This is a genomic window from Draconibacterium sp., from assembly GCF_041583095.1.
In the GTDB taxonomy this organism is placed as follows: Bacteria; Bacteroidota; Bacteroidia; order Bacteroidales; family Prolixibacteraceae; genus Draconibacterium.
This window is the reverse complement of sequence record NZ_JBFHGM010000098.1, coordinates 1-16,180: the sequence shown is the minus strand read 5'-3', so window position 1 is coordinate 16,180 and position 16,180 is coordinate 1. Positions and strand designations below refer to the sequence as shown.

13 protein-coding genes are annotated in these 16,180 nt (G+C 42.7%); 2 read left to right on the top strand and 11 right to left on the bottom strand.

Annotation, left to right across the window (positions count from 1 at the left end; all coding sequences use genetic code 11):
- On the bottom strand, positions 1 to 314 hold a 314-nt coding region (locus tag ABZB17_RS10955), incomplete at its 3' end, for a transposase (protein WP_372650178.1).
- A 361-nt stretch (positions 315 to 675) separates the two neighbouring features.
- Positions 676 to 3,714 carry a beta-L-arabinofuranosidase domain-containing protein gene (locus ABZB17_RS10950; protein ID WP_372650176.1) on the bottom strand — a complete coding sequence of 1,013 codons (3,039 nt, stop codon included), beginning with the start codon at positions 3,712 to 3,714 and terminating at the stop codon, positions 676 to 678.
- Between the two features lie 810 nt (positions 3,715 to 4,524).
- On the opposite strand from ABZB17_RS10950, the gene ABZB17_RS10945 reads away from it, so the two are divergent.
- Positions 4,525 to 5,241 (top strand): DUF6261 family protein, encoded by a 717-nt coding sequence (locus tag ABZB17_RS10945; RefSeq protein ID WP_372650175.1) that lies wholly within the window; start codon positions 4,525 to 4,527, stop codon positions 5,239 to 5,241.
- Positions 5,242 to 5,529: 288 nt separating this feature from the next.
- Here ABZB17_RS10945 and ABZB17_RS10940 read toward each other — a convergent pair whose 3' ends face one another.
- From ABZB17_RS10940 to ABZB17_RS10900, 9 genes are all read right to left on the bottom strand, one after another.
- On the bottom strand, positions 5,530 to 6,096 hold the full coding sequence (locus tag ABZB17_RS10940) for a hypothetical protein (protein WP_372650174.1): 567 nt from the start codon (positions 6,094 to 6,096) through the stop codon (positions 5,530 to 5,532).
- Between the two features lie 57 nt (positions 6,097 to 6,153).
- A complete protein-coding gene (locus ABZB17_RS10935; protein WP_372650172.1) occupies positions 6,154 to 6,501 on the bottom strand; it encodes a hypothetical protein in 348 nt (115 codons plus the stop codon).
- A 454-nt stretch (positions 6,502 to 6,955) separates the two neighbouring features.
- Positions 6,956 to 8,122, bottom strand: coding sequence for an endo-1,4-beta-xylanase (locus tag ABZB17_RS10930; protein ID WP_372650170.1), 1,167 nt, complete (start codon positions 8,120 to 8,122; stop codon positions 6,956 to 6,958).
- A gap of 258 nt (positions 8,123 to 8,380) precedes the next feature.
- The gene (locus tag ABZB17_RS10925; RefSeq protein ID WP_372650168.1) at positions 8,381 to 9,049 is read right to left on the bottom strand and encodes a porin family protein; all 669 of its coding nucleotides are present in this window, start codon (positions 9,047 to 9,049) and stop codon (positions 8,381 to 8,383) included.
- A gap of 351 nt (positions 9,050 to 9,400) precedes the next feature.
- On the bottom strand, positions 9,401 to 9,931 hold the full coding sequence (locus ABZB17_RS10920; RefSeq protein ID WP_372650166.1) for a DUF4382 domain-containing protein: 531 nt from the start codon (positions 9,929 to 9,931) through the stop codon (positions 9,401 to 9,403).
- Positions 9,932 to 10,017: 86 nt separating this feature from the next.
- Complete coding sequence (locus ABZB17_RS10915; protein ID WP_372650164.1) at positions 10,018 to 10,458, bottom strand: C-GCAxxG-C-C family (seleno)protein; 441 nt, start codon at positions 10,456 to 10,458, stop codon at positions 10,018 to 10,020.
- Positions 10,425 to 10,847 (bottom strand): C-GCAxxG-C-C family (seleno)protein, encoded by a 423-nt coding sequence (locus tag ABZB17_RS10910; RefSeq protein WP_372650162.1) that lies wholly within the window; start codon positions 10,845 to 10,847, stop codon positions 10,425 to 10,427. The genes ABZB17_RS10915 and ABZB17_RS10910 overlap by 34 nt, the downstream gene beginning before the upstream one ends.
- 88 nt (positions 10,848 to 10,935) lie before the next feature.
- Entirely contained in the window at positions 10,936 to 11,547 is a 612-nt protein-coding gene (locus ABZB17_RS10905; protein WP_372650160.1) for a serine hydrolase domain-containing protein, read from the bottom strand.
- 225 nt (positions 11,548 to 11,772) lie between these two features.
- Complete coding sequence (locus tag ABZB17_RS10900; RefSeq protein ID WP_372650158.1) at positions 11,773 to 13,500, bottom strand: acyltransferase family protein; 1,728 nt, start codon at positions 13,498 to 13,500, stop codon at positions 11,773 to 11,775.
- Between the two features lie 329 nt (positions 13,501 to 13,829).
- Between ABZB17_RS10900 and ABZB17_RS10895 the strand changes: the two genes are divergently transcribed.
- A complete protein-coding gene (locus ABZB17_RS10895) occupies positions 13,830 to 15,914 on the top strand; it encodes a helix-turn-helix domain-containing protein (RefSeq protein WP_372650156.1) in 2,085 nt (694 codons plus the stop codon).
- The last annotated feature ends 266 nt before the right edge of the window (positions 15,915 to 16,180 follow it).

Here is a 16,180-nt window from a genome sequence, read left to right as displayed (position 1 = left end):
TTAACGGAAAAAGCACCATAGCCATGTTGCCAGTAAAAAACAGCAAACTCATCTCCCTTCCCTTTTATCCATTTCGAGGAATGTGTTTTCAACTTCTCGACAAGGTTCATAAGGGCCATTTTACGCGATAGATTAAATAACAAATGAACATGATCGTTTATCCCTCCAACAATTATTGGCTGCGATTCCAACTCTTTACAAACGCCTCCCAGATAATCGAATAATTCCGTTTTTATTGAATCAGCTATTAGTGGGTATCTGTGTTTAGTACTAAAGGTTAGATGGATGTAGTTTTTGACTAATGATTGTGGCATAACATTTTATTTTCTTTCTAAAATACAAAATATACGCCACTTCGCACCTTTGGCGCTTATTTATGGTTCATATACCTAGCCTTGCCCTACGGACAAGGCTACGTGACTACGCTCCTTCGGAGCTCAATTTTCCAAAAAGGCTCCGGGCCAACTACATATTTTATGCGCCAAAGGTGCAAAGTCATCAAGCATAGTCCGCAGGGCTATGCATATTTGCGCCAAAGGTGCAATGTCCCTTAGCATAGTCCGCAGGGCTATGCACCTAAATGGCGAATGCCATTACGAAAAAATCCGATTCGTAAATAACATATACGAATCGGATTTTTCCATTAAAGTATGTTTGTAACCCTAAGGAGTCTGGCTATTTCAACCGTACATCAAGGTATACCGAATGACGGCCGTAGGTTTCGTAAAACGGTTTATAAACCACTCCGTCAATTTCAAACACCAGTTTCTCCGGATCGCCTGAAATCGATTTGCTGATGTCTTCTGCATCAAGCGTTACCTTACGCCATTCTTTCCGCGGGCCTTTTTCCTGGGCAGCCAGCAATACCGGGCCGTAGAATAAACTGGCTACGTTTTGCTGATCCATTACCGGCTCCAGGTAAAAGTGGAATGGCATACGCAGCTCCACTTTATCGCCGTTTTTCCATTTGCGGCTGATAGTAAGGTAAGTTCCCGGCTCCACATTTACATCTTGTTTCTTGCCATTTATAGTAACAAAAAATCCTTTGCTAGCCCAATGCGGCACACGTACATTCAAATCGAATTTGCCGCTACCGCTAATGGTTAATGTTGTATGGTCTTCTTTTGGGTAAGCAGTTGTTTGCGTAACGGTAATATCCTTCTCGGCCCATTTCAGAATTGAAGGCACATAAAGGTTTACATACAAGGCCTTGTTATCGGCACTGCGGAAATAAATCGAGTTCTGCAATTTTGTATTGCTTTCAAGTGCCGTACCGTTGCAGCAGGTAAAACCGTCCATATGTGCATTGCTAAAATGTTTTACCGAACCCGCGCGTAAAGGCACGTGGTAGGTGTTTGCCGGACTATCATCGGCAACCGACGCCAGAATATGATTGTACAACCCGCGCTCGTAATAATCCATCAATTCGGCTTGCTGATTATATAAAAACAGGTTGCGGCTTAGTTTAAGCATGTTGTAGGTTGCACAGGTTTCGTTTTGTCCGCCTACCGAGAACCCGTTTTCGTAAAGCGTTGCCGGCTGACTGGTGAAACATTCGGCATTGGCAGGGTTACGGGCTCCTGCCACACCACCGATACTGTACATGTAATCGCCGGTGGCTTTATTCCAGAAGTTATCGGCAATATTGAAATATTCAGGCTCCTTCGAGTCGCGATAAATTTCCAGTGCCCCCATAATTTGCGGAATGTGCTGGTTGGCATGTAAACCACGGAACATATCAACGTTTTTTGCCAGTCCGTGCGAATGTTCGGCATCGCCAAAAAACATTTGAATATTATCGAATAACTTCGCTGTTTCAAGGAATCGTTTATTGTTGGTGAGGCGGCTTAACCGTGCCAGGGCTTCGTTCATTCCGCCAAATTCGCCGGCAATGTAGGTGTTCCAGATGCTGATAAGCGTTTCGGTTGGTACCACACTTAAACGTGCATTTACCCAGTCGCCCATTCCTTCAACAATAGCAAGCGCTTTTTCGTTGCCGCTCACTTCGTAAATATCCATTAAACCGGCAAATATTTTGTGCAAGGTATAGTAGGGCGCCCACACTTTATCGTTGTCGGTTCCGTATTTTGCACCGTGTTCCAGCATAATAAACTGATCCGGCGGATAAGCACTGATAAACCCTAAGCCCCAGTTTTGGTAGTCGGTGCGGATACCATCTTCGCTTAAATCCGAATCAAAATCCTTTTTTCCCGGTCCGGGAGGAATAGCCAAAGGATCGGCAACCGACTCACCACCTTCAATTTTTGGTGTTCCCGAGAGTTGTGACAAATCGTACAGCGTATTCACCATGTATTCCATTTTTTCGGCAAACTTAGCCTGCATTGCAGGATCGTGAGCTGCACCTGAATAAGCCTGTGCCAATGCACTTAGGTAGTGACCTGTGGCATGACCACGAAGTTTTGTCTCCTGGCTGTCCCAAACGCCCAGAGGTTTGGCTCCTGCAGGTTGCTCCTGCCCGAAAGCATTGCGAAACATGTACAGAAAATTATCAGGATTGGTTTCCAACAAACCTTTAACGAATTTATCGCGGTTCTCTATAAACTTTGTTTCATGGTGATGCAAATCTTCGGTTAACTGTACCTCATCCAAATCAAAAGCCTCCAGCGTGCGGTGCGGAGCATGACGATCATGATCGTGTTCAACCACCGTAACAATTGCCGTGGGTTGAATATCGGTTCCGGCAATCCGCCCTGTTACGGTGTATTTTCCGGCACTTTGTACTTCGCTGTTATCTTCGGGGGCAGGCCAAAGCACACGTACCTCGCGCCCCTCGAAATTGTTGCTGTAAACGCCTTTTACAAAACGTGGCAATCGCGGCAGAAACCCCACTTCGGTTTCCACTTCAATGGTTTCAACGCCGGTTAAGTATTGGGTATATAGCTGTGGTGTTGTTTCCGGAAACTTCGGAAGATCCGGCTCTTCTTGGTTACGCATCATTTCTTCTGCCTCCTCTTTGTGCAGGGCACTAAAGTTAATCCATCCGATTTGTCGTCGGTTTAAAGGAATACGGTAAATGCGGAAATCGTGCAGTTTCGCATCCAGCGAGGTTTCATTTGCAACCAGTGATTTCCCGATCACAAACTGATCATTATTTCCTTTGCGGGCATCGAACAGCTGTTTTAGCTCCACCTCAACATCCTTTACTTCGCTCACCATCTCAGCGTTAAGGTAGGTGGTGAACATTTTTTCAGGAACATTAACAACAACTACTATATGGTTCCATTTATTTAAAGCTGCTGCTTCCGAACTTGCTGTATAACCGGCCACTTGTGCCGCGAAACCGTTTTCGCCGGCAAGGGCTGCACTGAACGTAGAGTTATTGTTTTTGCCAAAATCGAAAAGTGGCGCACCGCCTTTGTCCGAACGTAAATTAACCCAGGCCGAAATACTTAACGACTCCTCGCCTGCCAGCAACTCGCCGGGGATGGTTATATACGTTTTTCCATTGCCGGATAATGAAATTACTTTGTCGAATACTTCGTCGTCAATAAATTCGTATCCCGACCCCTGAATGTTTCCATGCAGGTTATTTCTCGACCAGTCTTTGGCATCTTCTTCCAGTGTGTAACGGGCAATTAATCCTGTTTCTCCAATTCCGTCTAAAATCTGATCACCGCTTTGTGCAAATACGCTGCTTGTTCCCCAGGCACAAACGGCAAGTAGTATGACAACGATCGGCTTTACTAAATTCATACTTTTTATTTTAAGTTTTTAATACGATTCGACTTTTGCGTCAACTTCGGGTTCAAAATTAGAAAACATGTTGCAATGCACAGATAGATTGAGCTTACCAATACTTGTCTATATGTTCAAAATCTTATAACGAATATCCATGCTTATCGGGAAGCCGCTAAAACGCAAGTACTTCGGCGTTTTTTGGTGAGTTGAAAATTGATTGATAAAGAACGGTTTTTATCGGTTTTCAGTAACGTATGTGTATGTTACAATGCAACATATATTTTATTAGCTTGCATCGCCATAATGCACTGAATACATACACTTTACTCGTTAATACCGAGATATTTTTGCTTTTATTTTTTGCATGAGAAGTTTTCAATGTAGCGGGCGTTTTTTATTATGTTGCTTAAAAATAACAGATTTAACTTAACTAATGCACAAAGCGATAGCTTTTATTTTAAACAATCGTTTTGCGGCTATCGTACTCAGTACGATGCTTCACCAACGCAGTTTTCTTCAATCGTACTCAGTACGATGCTCTACTACCGCAGTTTTCTTCAATCGTACTCAGTACGATGCTCCACCAACGCGGTTTTCTTCAATCGTAATCAGTACGATGCTCCACCAACGCAGTTTTCTCCAATCGTAATCAGTACGATGCTCCACCAACGCAGTTTTCTCCAATCGTACTCAGTTCGATGCGTGTTTTTAATCATTTGCTTATATAATTTTATTGTTGTATCTTTTTTTTCAATTAATTACCAAAGCACTTCTACCCTACCCAACAGAATGCAATGGTTAACTTAACAAACAAAATTAAAAACCATGATTGAGAGAATTTTAACTACAAGTCGCGTTACAGAGGTTGACGCCGCATGTATGCGTATTATTGGAGCATACAAGAACACAACACTTCGCACCGATGTACATTTGGTAGCTATGTTTTCGGCCCTCGAGCCGCTGTCGGTCAGTCTTTCGGCATCGATAAACCGCCTTACGGCCGAAAGTAACCTTGAAGAAAAAGATGAAGAACGCGACGAGCCTTTGCGCTCGTTATTCTACCTGGTTGCAGGATTTTTGCATCACCCCGATGCAGCCATCCGTGCGGCAGCCGAAAAAGTTAACGCCGTGATAGAACGTTATGGCATGGGAATAACTAAAGAGAGTTATGCTGTTGAGTCGTCGTTGGTTACCTCGATGCTTAACGACCTGGCTGCGGCAGACCTGCAGGAAGCTATTGCACTGCTGTCGGGGTGTGCCGAGATAATTGCGGCGCTGCAGTTGGCACAAACCGCATTCGAAACAGCACGTATTGCTTACGAAGAAGAAAAAGCAGAAGATAGCACCGAACTTAGCGCGTCGGAAATAAAAGTGGAGGTACTAAAACTAGTGAACGAAAAAATTGTGGTTTACCTGCGTGCCATGGAAGTGGTTGACGTGGAAACCTTTGGCGCCTTTGCCCGCACTGTTGCCGAAATTATCACCGACAACAACCTGGTGGTTCGTAAACGATTAAACAAACCGGAACCGGTGGTGGAGTAAACACCCCCCCCTAACCGAAAATTATATTATAGAAACTAGTGTTTGAGTTGATTAATATTTTAGACTGTAGGGACGTTGCCTTGTGAGCGTCCCTTTTTTTGTGCTTGTCGTACTTTATTGCACTGTGGCTTTAGGGCGGTAATCCCTCTACTCCTCTACCCCTCGTTTGTAACGAGGGGTTATAATTTTGTCGTTTTTAACGACTACTGTTAGCATTACAAATGCGAAGATGCTTTATCCCTCGTTGCAAACGAGGGGTAGTATCACGACTGAAGCAATCACACGGTTTTAATCCAACGAATATACCTCGTCAACATATCGTAATGCGCACATCAGGTACATGCCCCGCTCGAAATACCGTAGAATATGGCTTTCAAATTCCATTACATCATCGATATAATGCCTATTAAATACGGCTTTCATTGTTTCGTGAACCGCCAGCTTAAATTGCAGATTCTTTTTATCGCTTTCATAATCTTCCCGGCAAATCTCGTCCCAAAATTCATCGCCTCTATCAGGTAAAGTATCTTTTAACTTCCTGCAATGTTTTTCAAAATCAATCTCAAATTCCTCGATCGTGGGTACCGGATTCAGCTCGGCTATCGGTCCTCCCCTTCTGTTTAAACCGTCACAATAATTGAATTCCTCCCAGATTTCGCCAATATACTTTTCGCCAAGGTTGAACAACAAAGGCTTGTATTTAGCCGGATTTTCAGCCATTTCAGGCCAATATTTAAATACTACAGAAGTTAATGCGGAAGGAAGCTCCCCGCTAAATCCCTCGTAGCGTTTAGCGTAAAGCTTTTCCATCTCCTCGTGCCGACGGATTAGATTATAAAAATCTTCAAGTCCCATGATTTGTTACTTTAAAGGATTAAATTCCTTACAAGTTAGGGCAGAATAAGTGAAAAATCAAACTTTTCGATCGAGCACAAAAACGCCACACACATCTTCGCTGTCGTAGGTTGAACCGATGATTTGCTTGTCGGTAATGCGCTGTGTTTCGAAAGTGTTGGGCAGGTAACTGATCTCCCGGCCATTTTGCAGGGCTTTTACTTCAACGCTCTCCAGCAGCAGTTTTCCGTTGCTTAGGGTGCCTTTTACCTTTTCGGTAACATGAATGCTGTAGTTGTTTTCCACCTCTTCGGTAAACGAGAATACGCCGCTAACCTCGTCGCCGGTTTGTGTTAGCTCCACCTCTCCTACTGAATTTCCGTATTCAAAATCTTCGTTGTATGTCCAGCTCCCTGAAATGTTCATCGTAGTAATTTTGCGGCAAACTTAGCAAATTTCCGGTTTGTAGGAATCAACAATTAGGACACGAATGTTTTGTAATGACTCCACCCCTCTCTCTGTCGGGAGCTAAACGCGCATTCAGCCTGCTTGCAAGCTATTATTATAACGAATAAGTGTTTGAGTTGATTAATATTTTAGACTGAAGGGACGTTACCTTGTGCTCGTCGTATTTTATTGCACCGTCCTTTAGGGCGGTGATTCCGGATAAAAACAGGAACCAGGCTTTAGCCTTTAATAGTCGTTAATGGCAAAGCCCTTTCCTGAAGTGTATTTTTATCACCGGGCTAAAGCCGCGGTGCAAAAAATAAAACCAATCCCCCCTCTTCCCCTCTCTCTGTCGAGAGCTCCCCTAACAAGGGGAGCCGGTTATTATTCAGTTTTGAAGCTTATTTGAGCTACTCTTCCCAATAATAGTTTACTAAAGATTTTGTTTCGGTACTTCTAATACCGCTTTTAACGCTGGTTTGGCTTTCTTCTGCCTGTCGAAAAGAAGCGGGTAATTTGTTCTGCCGGGGATGGGGTACCCGTTTTTCCACGACATGTCGTCCTGCACTCCCCACAAGGTTACCCGGTCAATTTTGTCGCGTTTGTTGTAAAAAATCCGGAACAGCTCTTCGTACCTTTCGGTTAGCTGTTGCTGTACCTCCTCAGGCAGCCCGTCTTTATACGGGTCGAGGAATTCCTCAAATTCTTCCAGCTGAAACTGAGGGTGGCTCATCACCTGTCCGATAATCTGCCCCTCTTTTGTTAGCGGGAGGACATCAATATCCAGTTCGGTTATCATAACCTTTACACCCAATGAGGCAAAGGTGTCGATGGCTGCCTCGATGTATTCATTTTTGGGGAAATTCAGTCCCCAGTGTGCCTGTATTCCAACACCGTCGATCCTGACTCCTTCTTTTTGCAACATCCGCACCATGCGGGCTATGCCGTCTCGCTTTTCAGGGCGCCAGGCATTAAAATCGTTGTAATACAGTTCGGCATCCGGGGCATACTGGCTGGCATATTGAAAGGCATATTTAACCAGTGTGTCACCGTCGCCAACTGCATTTACCCAGGTGGTAGGCCGATACGACCCATCGTTATCAATCACTTCATTCACCACATCCCAGGCATGTACGCGCCCGGCATACCTTCCGGCTACTGCCTCGATGTGGCTGCGCATACGCTCGATTTGTTCGTGCGGAGTATTGGGATTGCCCTCTTGGTTAATAAAAAACCAATCAGGAGTCTGGTTGTGCCAAACCAGGGTATGCCCCACGATGAACATGCCGTTTTTTTCACCAAATTCCACAATCCGGTCGGCCGGTTCAAAATTATAAACTCCGGGACGAGGGTTTATGGGAGCCGCTTTCATCGAATTTTCAGGCGTTATGGTATTAAACTGACTGGTTATAATGTTCCGGGCAGCCGTATCTCTCTCGGAAATGACAAGTCCGTTAACGGCACTACCCAGTTTAAATGCACCAGCATAGGCTTCTTTTAAACTTTTAGGGGCAGCTTCCCCATCGGTTTGTTCTGATTTTTTTTGAGCACACGACGAAATCAGGAAAAGACTTAAAACGAGAATAATCGCATTTTTCATTGGATTGGATTTTACTTTGGTTGTTTAGAGTAGTTAAAATAGAAAAAAGATTTGTTCTTTCCGGAAAAGCCGGGAAAATATAAACGCAGGATAAAAATATTTAATGAAACGTTTTGGCAATTGCTTTCCCGGTGATACGTGAAAAGTAGCTTGTTCCGAACGAAAAATTTATGCAGAATCTTTTGAAAAAGGGAATAGTAAAGTTGTGTATTCACTGTAGTGTGCAAACGAGCTGTAGCAAAAAATCTGACTTCATCTTTATTTATGAAACTTATATCCCACGGAAAACATAAATGCACGATTCCGGGCAACAATGTCGTCATTGGCTTGTGGTGAAATATTGTTCAGTCCAAAATGGCTTGTAAATTCAAATAAAAATGAGTTGAACTCAATTCCTCCGCCAACTGCTAATCCAAGCCCAAGGCGTTTTAAATCATCGTCTTCAGAATCTCCCCAGGCAATATCCCACTCATCGCTGTAGTTTTCGCCACCACCCGATTCTTCCATTTTTGCTTTGCCGTTAAGCCCAATACCAATGTATGGACCGGCCATACCGTAAATCCTCGTCTGGCCAACATCGGCGTACAACTTTCCGTACACAGGCATATCGAGGTACCAAAGATTAACTTCTGCCTCAGAGCTATACGTAATACCTTCGAACGACTCCGATTCATCCAGTTTTATCCCCTTTGTTGTAAGTAACAAAGCGGTTTCAATGCCGGCGCCTTCGTTAATATCCCATTCAAAAGTCGGCCCCAAATGAAACCCCGATCTCATGCTAAAATTTTCGCTGGCCGATTCTCCGTCCTCTTCCAAAAACAAGTCAGACAAGGTATATCCGGCCCTTATGCCAATGGTTTGAGCAAACAGGCTGCACGAAAAAGCTGTAAACGCAGCCAAACCCAATAAGCGGGTAAATGTTTTCATAACCTTTGGTTTTTGGTTTATAGGTTTCTATACGTTGCACCGAAGTTTTTGTTAGGACTGAGCAGGATAATACAATCGGTGAATCAAAAACAGATAAATTCTACTATGGTAAGAATTCATAAAAAACAATCATGATTTATGGGATCACCAACAGGGATGAAAGGATATCAATATTGTTTCACGCAAAGAAAAGAAGAAGCGCAAAATTCGCAAAGGTATCGAATCTGTTTTGCGAGCTTTGCGAAAACTTAGTGATCTCTGCGTGAACTTTTTTGTTTTTACCAAAGTGATTTTCAGAAAAAAAGGCCGCTTAATAAGCGACCTTTCTGTGTTCTGTTATGTATTTAAAACTTAGTCTTTAACAACCGTTAAAACAGGTTTTAATGAATAGGTTCCGTTTCCTTTGTCAACAACTGATTTTGAAGCATCAAAATCAAGCAGCATACTAAATGTTTCTCCATCGGCAATCGAGTCGTGAACGTTTACTTTTAGCCCCGATTGTTGTGCCGATGGCGTATCCATTTCCAGGGTATCTTCGCCAATTACAAGCTGGTTGTTTTCGCCCAGTATCAGACGTATTTGCGACAGGTAACCGGCCGGAATTTCGTCATCAGATAACTGAATACTGACACCGTCCATTAACTCCAGTAAGTTGATCTGGCCCATGGTATCCAGCGTCAGATCCATCCAGTTGCCTTCAGTAGTGTCGGCATCGTTCACATTAATACGCAGGCCCTGTATATCAACAAGTACGGCGGAGTATTCAGCCGGAGCATCGGTTAAATCTACTTTTAAGGTACCGGTTCCGGCCTTGTTGTCGTCGTCGCTGCAAGCCACAAAAAATGTTGCTGCAATTATAAAAATTGTAATAAATTTCTTCATGATGGTTTTGTGTTTATTAAAAAATATAAGGCAAATTATTGAAAATTGTTGAGAACATCAACATTTCAACAGCAAAAATGATTCAGCTAACCTGTTCCCGACAACACATTCAACAGCTTCCCGCAACCACCATTTCGTATATATTCCGAGTGCTCTTCTGCAGTAGCAAAAGTTTTCCCGCAAATTTTACTACAAAGTACCTCACCCCTGTTTTCGAACAGAAAATCGCGCATCATTTCTTCCATTCCGGGGACGATAAACCTAACTTCTCCCGGGTTTTCTTCAAACCACTTTTCAGCTCCCTGATAAACCGCAGCGCCAAGTGCGCCACAGGCATTGCCACTTAAACCTATTCCTCCTGCAAAACCGGCCAGCATCATTGCTTTTTCTTTGCCGGCTCCCATTTTTTCTGCTACAATACTGGCACAACTTACAATGGGCATGTCAGAACTTTCAGGCATTAAAGCCAGGCTTCCTTCTGCCGTTGAAACGGCTACCGGTGCCAACGGCCAATCAAGCGGGCACAATTCAACGGTTTTCCGGTAATAAAAAACTTTATCTGCCCCAGTATTGATTTCTGGTTACAGTTTGTAATATCGCGGCAGTTCACACTCGATTTTCTGCGGCTAAATGAATCAACCAGATCGCGCGCAGTTGAAATAGCCAGCGAAGTGGCAGCACTTGGGTCATTCGTTCTTCGGTTGGCTTCGGCACCGGCTGCAAGAGCGGCTCCCCAAAGCATTCCGCATTGGTGCCCCTCTTGCAAAATACCGCCACATAATGGCCCGGTTGCCTTCACAACTTCTCTGTCGCGCTGTCCGAAATTTTTATTTACCACCGCAAATAGTGCCCCTGTGCACCCCAGTATAAACAAGAGGCTGCGGGCTTCTTTTCTGGTTGAACAGGTGTTTTTCATTTTAGATAATCATTAGTCATTTGGATTTGGATGATTTTAGATTGCTTCTCCGCCAACTGTCGGATCGCAATGACTGACATAACATATTTTAAAGGGAGAGGCTGCTTGCGTTTCTTAAAATCTCACCAAGAATAACAATACCACCACCGTTGTAGGTAAACGATGTTCCGGGTTCGGCCCACCATTCACGATCCAAAACACAAGTTACCGGGTCGTCGCAATCGAAATACAAACGATCCATGTCGTTGGCCGATTCGGTGCCATGAGCAGCACTCCATTCGTCCCAGGCCAGACCCGAGGTCATTGTCAACAGATGCTCAATGGTAATGTATTCGCGGTTATTGGTTTTCAGGTGTTGATGTTCGGGCAGGTAATCAAAAATGGATTGATCTACACTTTTTATAAAACCTTTATCGACGGCGATTCCGATACATGCCGACACAAAACTTTTTGTTACCGACATCACACTGTGCATGGTTTCCGGACCGTATTCCACGTACTCACCATGGTAATAAGGTTTATCCCATGCATACAAATGGCCCGGAAAATACTGTTCAACAACCAGTTTATCGTTTTTGTAGATCAGCATGGAGTGAATCTCGCCAAATTTACCGGCGTAAATCTTGCGGACAGCATCCTGGATAAAACGCTCATCAATATTGGCGTCAGCCGATGTGCCCACATGTATTCCGTCGTTCATTTCTGCCGGAGGAGTTAGAACAACCTCCTCCGTTTTTTTTATTGTTACACGAGCTGGCTCCCAATACTGCCTGCAGTATTACCAATATGAGTAACATTCTTCTGATCAGCAGTTTCATCTGTTTAAAATTTAAGGTTTTTAATGGTAACAGATGGAATTCGCTTCAATACGACTTCTCTAAATAAAAGTGAATTCACATCTGAAGCTCATTTCATGGCTTTCAATTTATGAGTTAGTTGATATTATTTCAGCAATTACAGGACGTGTTTTTTCAATCCTGTTCAAATCGAGTTGGAGTCCGAGTGGCTCGTATACTTTGGCAAAATATTCATAGATTCCTTTTACTGCTTCAAATGGAGCCAAAACCGACTGTGCAGCTGTGGCACCTGAATTATTTACTACGGAAGTATCGATACCTTTGTTTAATAATGCTTTAACTATTTCGGTACGGCAGAAAAAAGCAGCGGTATGCAGTGCGGTAGAACCATCGTTATTGGTTACGTTCAGGTCGGCTCCGGCGTCGATCAATACCTGGGCAATTTCTGTTTTTCCGAATACACAGGCAGTCATTAACGGACTTGAACCACCGGCAGGCTCTTTTTCATTCAAATCGGCTCCCGCTGCAATTATTGATTGTACCGCATTAATGTTGCCGGCAACTACTGCTGCATGTATACTGTTCCCGCTTTGAGGCGCTGTTTTTGTTTCTGTTGTTTCTGTTTTCTGTTCTTCATTGTTTTCAGTTGTTCCTGGATATGCAGTAAAAGCAGCCATTACAAGTACTACCGATAGTATTGCAGTAGCAACGGTTTTTGTGTTAATCTCGCGCTGACGGATTGTTCGCCACGAGTAAATAAGCAGGTTTGAAAGAGCATAGGTTAATAAGGTAACCATCAGGAATTTTACCATCGGCGGAATAGGTAATGCCATTAACGAAAGTGCAACCACACCAAGTACAATTGTGTGTATGATATAAACCGAATAGGAATTGCGGTTCAGTTCGTCCATAAGTGCATATCTTTTATTTAGGCTGTGACGAAAACCGTAAAGGAATACATACAGCAAAGTAAGTTGCGATGCCAGGCCAAAAGCATAATAAGCAACACGGTCGGCAAACTGCGAAATGAAATAGTAATTACGTTGCGGATCGATGATATTGAAAAAGGTATTCAGGGCAACCGCTGTAAAAATACCAAGGGTGAAAGTCAATACAACATTTGCTATAATATACAGTCGTTTATTCGTTTTTGTTGATTCGAACACTTTTAACTTGTAGCAAAGTGTACCCAGCAAAAACGACATAAAATAAACCAGTAAACGCTCGCGTTGAAAATGCAGGATAGCAGAATCGTACCAGCCGTTAAGTCCCAGTTGAGCAATTGTAACGCTGTAAACAACTCCAACCACAAACATTACGATTACGGCTGTTTTCAGGTTTATTTTTAATGACAGTACTTTTGTTTTTGCAAGTACCAGGTAAATCACCTGAAACAGAAACAATACAGGTAAAAACCACAACCAGTTTTGCGCCGGGTTATTGGCATAAAAACTCAGGTCGCTTCCGGCCCGTTCAAAAAAGTGGAAGTATGAGAACCATTCTTCCTGTGGTAAACCCCGTGAATATAAAAAGATGAATTTGTAAGCAGGAATCAACGTAAAAACGGCGATTACCCAGGGAATCAAAATGCGTTTCACTTTTGATTTAATAAATTCGATTGATGTTTTTGACTTCAGCGACATCGGAACCAGATATCCGGAAATAAAGAAGATCGTAAACATTATAAAAAGGTCGAGATACAAACGGATCATTCCAATTGAATTTGCTTTTACGGGATCAACAACGATCCAGGAGTTTTGCAAAACATGTTCATAAACCAATCCTGAGTGTAAAACCACAACAAGAAAGATCATTAATGTTCTTAAATGGTCGAGAAAATAAATTCGTGTTTTCATGATTTTTTATTTAGCCGGAAGCCCGAAGTCCGAAGTTTTTCGTTAGTGTAAAGGTCGGGTGAAGCGTGACGCAAGTCTAATGAACTATGCAGCCAGGAATATGAAGTTTGCTGAAGGCTTAAAACTTATGACGCAAGCATATAAATTATGATGCAACACGTGATGCAAAGCCCTGAAAAGCCTGCTAAATCAGTGTTCTGAGAAGCACATAAAAACATCGAAAAAAACGCTCTCCTCAAAATAAAATATCATCGAAAGAAAGGATAGTATAAGGGACAAACAAACATAATTCGTATTTTTAGGATCGTATTTATCCGAAGCAGTCAACTATGCCTAGTCTTAACACCGCAGAAAAAAGGTTTTTAAATCAAATCACCCAGCTTGTTGAGGAGAACATCTCCAACGAGCAGTTTGGTGTTTCGGAGTTGGCAAATGCGGTTGGAATGAGTCGCTCGAATCTGTTACGAAAAATCAAAAAACTCACCGAATTATCCGCCAGTCAGTTTATTCGCAACGTGCGTTTAAAATATGCTACCGAGTTGCTTCAGGAAGGATCATACACAGTTTCCGAAATTTCGTATAAGGTGGGTTTTGGCAGCCCCTCGTATTTTATAAAATGCTTCCGCGAGTTGTACGGATACCCTCCCGGCGAAATGGGTAGGCAGGAAACGACAGAAGAACAGCAAAACCAGGAAACAGAAACAGAGCTGGAGTTACAGACACCCAATCGGCAAAAGAAGTTCTCGGTTTTATTGATCTCTTTTTTGGCAATTGCGGTTATTGCTGTGGTGTTATACATAGCATTACGCCCTGGGTCCGACACTGGCAATAAGGTGAAATCAATTGCCGTGCTACCCTTTTTAAACGATAGTAACGACACCACAAACGTTTATATCATTAACGGACTGATGGAGGCTACGCTGAATAACCTCCAACAAATTCAGGATCTGAGGGTGATCAGCAGGACTTCGGTTGAGCAGTATCGCGATAACCCGAAATCGTCACCTGAGATTGCAAAGGAACTAAATGCCACTTACCTGATTGAAGGCAGCGGACAGAAAATTGGTAACCAGATTCTGCTCAATATTCAGTTGATAGAAGCTAAAACAGACAAACATTTGTGGAGCCAGCAATACCGCCGCGACACAGAAGACATTTTCACACTGCAGGCCGATGTGGCAAAAAGTATTGCCGAACAAATAGAAGCCATTGTTACACCTGAAGAAATACAACGCATTGAAAAAGCTCCTACCAAAAACCTGGTGGCGTACGACCTGTTTCTGAAAGGATATGATTTGCTTGGTAAACCAACCGAAGAAAACCTGAGAGCGGCAATTCCTTATTTCAAACAAGCCATCAAACACGATGAAAAGTTTGCCCGTGCCTATGCCGGAATTGCCATTGCGTTCTATCTTTTAGACCAGAATAAAGCGGAAAAACTGTTTGCCGACTCCATAAATTATTATGCCGACCAGGCACTTTTTCACGACTCGAAATTGCCACAGAGTTTAACTGCCAAAGCGCTTTTTTATATGGAGCACAGCGAATACGAACTGGCTCTTCCCTATCTTGAAAAGGCGTTGGAGATCAGCCCAAACTCTGATGTAGTTTTAATTTTCCTGGTTGAATTGTATGTGAACTACCTGCCCAATACAGAGAAGTACCTTGAATATGCTTTGAAAGGCCTTGAGATCGATATTGTTGCAGCCTACGATTCATCCGCTGCGAGTTACAGTTACCTGCACATCAGCAATGCTTTTATCCAATCGGGTTTTATTGATGAAGCAGAAAAGTATATTGAACGATCATTGGAATATCTTCCTGAAAACCTTTACTCGCAATATGTAAAGGCTTATATACAATATACGCAGAACGAAGACCTGAACCAGCTGAATAAAAGCTTGCTGGCTACCTTTGAGAAGGACAAAACCCGACTTGATATTTTGCAGGAAGTTGCAAAGTCATACTACTACCTGCGCGACTTTGAAAGCGCAGCAAAATATTACAAAGCCTTTGTTGAGGCCAGGGCAATGTATAAGCTTGACATTTATCCATCCGAAAACGGGAAAATAGCTGTAACCTTTGATAAAGTTGGCGAGCAGGAACTGGCGGATAAATATTTTGAGCAGTACAAAACATGGGCAGAAAATGATCCGTCGATATACAGTAACTTTTCGCTGGCATTTTATTACTCATATAGCGGAGATAACGACAAAGCCATCGATTATTTAAAGGCTTTTACGCAGCAGGACAACTTTCATTACTGGACCATTCTTTTTACACCAATAGATCCGCTGATGGATAATCTGTTGAAACATCCGCAGTATAAAAATGTGTTCCGTGAGATTGAAAACAAATTTAACGCAAACCACAAACGCATAAAAGAATCGCTGGAGGGAAAAGGGCTTTTGTAGCGCATATCACTTCTTTAAAAAATTATCCTTCAACATTCACTTTCCTCTCAATTTGAATTGACCTTATTCATTTCGCTCAAATTAATAATAAAGGAATTTTGGTTGAAATGACTTAAGAATTTGTATTAAAAAACTCACATGGCACATATATAAAATAAAAAAATTATGCTTAGTTTTAAGCAGTACCAATCAATGTAAAAAAGGACGCACAAAAACCAAATAATTAACGCGCATGTGTTTAACACCAAACAATATCAGTATGCCTT

Coding starts and splice junctions, on each gene's coding strand:
- ABZB17_RS10930 (WP_372650170.1), bottom strand. CDS start 8,122: ATGAAAAATGCGATTATTCTCGTTTTAAGTCTTTTCCTGATTTCGTCG.
- ABZB17_RS10900 (WP_372650158.1), bottom strand. CDS start 13,500: ATGAAAACACGAATTTATTTTCTCGACCATTTAAGAACATTAATGATC.
- ABZB17_RS10910 (WP_372650162.1), bottom strand. CDS start 10,847: ATGAAAAACACCTGTTCAACCAGAAAAGAAGCCCGCAGCCTCTTGTTT.
- ABZB17_RS10940 (WP_372650174.1), bottom strand. CDS start 6,096: ATGGGACTTGAAGATTTTTATAATCTAATCCGTCGGCACGAGGAGATG.
- ABZB17_RS10905 (WP_372650160.1), bottom strand. CDS start 11,547: ATGAACGACGGAATACATGTGGGCACATCGGCTGACGCCAATATTGAT.
- ABZB17_RS10945 (WP_372650175.1), top strand. CDS start 4,525: ATGATTGAGAGAATTTTAACTACAAGTCGCGTTACAGAGGTTGACGCC.
- ABZB17_RS10935 (WP_372650172.1), bottom strand. CDS start 6,501: ATGAACATTTCAGGGAGCTGGACATACAACGAAGATTTTGAATACGGA.
- ABZB17_RS10925 (WP_372650168.1), bottom strand. CDS start 9,049: ATGAAAACATTTACCCGCTTATTGGGTTTGGCTGCGTTTACAGCTTTT.
- ABZB17_RS10950 (WP_372650176.1), bottom strand. CDS start 3,714: ATGAATTTAGTAAAGCCGATCGTTGTCATACTACTTGCCGTTTGTGCC.
- ABZB17_RS10920 (WP_372650166.1), bottom strand. CDS start 9,931: ATGAAGAAATTTATTACAATTTTTATAATTGCAGCAACATTTTTTGTG.
- ABZB17_RS10895 (WP_372650156.1), top strand. CDS start 13,830: ATGCCTAGTCTTAACACCGCAGAAAAAAGGTTTTTAAATCAAATCACC.